Below are 1,362 nucleotides of genomic sequence, written 5' to 3'. Positions count from 1 at the left end.
TAAATATTTGCAGGCATTCTTCAATAAACCTGCCCCTACATTTAAATAAACGGAGAATTGTACGATGAGCTGGATTTTTCATAACTATTTCGCAAGCCGTAAAGATGGTTTGATTGGTAAACTTGTTTTATCAGATGAAGAAAAAAACGATCTTAAATCCTTACGTCAAATAGTACGGATAAGAATTAGGGATGTTTTTGAGGAAGCGAAAGTAATAGCAAGAGATGTAAAGCATGAACACCTATCACTCATCAATACTCAAACCAGAATATCGAAATCAAAAGGCACTAAGTACCTATCCATTCAAGGGCAACAACAACTAGCTAATCTACTTTACTCAATGGACTTAGGTACTTTAGATGAATTTAGTAGTTTAACTCCACGCTTTTGGACTCAAGGGAGTTTTCAATATGACACACTAAATAAGCCCTTCCAGCCAGGTCAGGAAATGGATATTGATGATGGCACATACATGCCAATGACTATATTTGATGCAGAGCCAAAAATTGGTCATACCTTACTAATATTACTAGTTGATACAGCATTAAAATCATTAGCAGCTGAAAATTATGGTTGGTCATTTGAAGCTAAAAGAACTTGTGGTCGAATAAAAATAGCGAACCAAAAAACTCACATTGACGTACCAATGTATGCGATACCTAAGGGAGACTTTATAAAAAAAGAAGTCGCCATTAAATCTCGTATGTTTTCGTCGGTTGCTAATGAATCTTTAAGTGCACAAGATTCCATTGATGACAGGGAATCATATTTACTCGACTCTAAATGCGTTAGTTTAGCTTTGCGTGAGGGTGATAATAAGTGGATGAATAGCGATCCTAAAATAGTTGAAGATTGGTTTCTTGATAGTTGCAAACGGATAGGGCCACACTTGAAGAAAGCATGTAGATTCATGAAAGCTTGGAGGGATGCACAATGGGATGTGGGCGGACCAACCTCTATAAGTCTTATGGCTGCAACTGTTAATGTGCTTGACTCATACGCTCATGAATCTAGTGACTTAGGGGAACTCATGAAACTGGTCGCAAGACATTTGCCTGCACAATTTTCCATGGGTGTTGAAAGCCCAGATCCAACAGATGAGAAACCTTTATTCCCACCAAAAAGCGAACACTTAGCTCGTGAAAACGATATCATGTTTAAGCTAAATAATTTACTTCCGTTGATAGAAGAGGCCCAAGTTTCGAACACTAAAACTGAAGCATTGGACATATTAAACTCAGCTTTTGGACATCGTGTAACAAATTGGCAAACTATAGTTGGTTCTGTGGCGGCACCTGCATTCACTAAGGAGCCTTCATCAAGAAATGAACCAGAAAAAATTCAAAAAACAATGAAGAGTGG

At 37.7% G+C, this 1,362-nt stretch carries 1 protein-coding gene; it reads left to right on the top strand.

Annotated features, from left to right (window positions below; all coding sequences use genetic code 11):
* Positions 1 to 64: 64 nt before the first annotated feature.
* Positions 65 to 1,362 (top strand): CBASS cGAMP synthase (locus tag H5202_RS22535; RefSeq protein WP_182773986.1); only part of this gene is annotated, 1,298 nt, incomplete at its 3' end.

It is taken from the genome of Shewanella sp. SG41-4 (assembly GCF_014164505.1).
GTDB lineage: Bacteria > Pseudomonadota > Gammaproteobacteria > Enterobacterales > Shewanellaceae > Shewanella.
The sequence above is the reverse complement of the archived record's forward strand: the minus strand, read 5'-3'. Positions and strand labels throughout refer to the sequence as shown.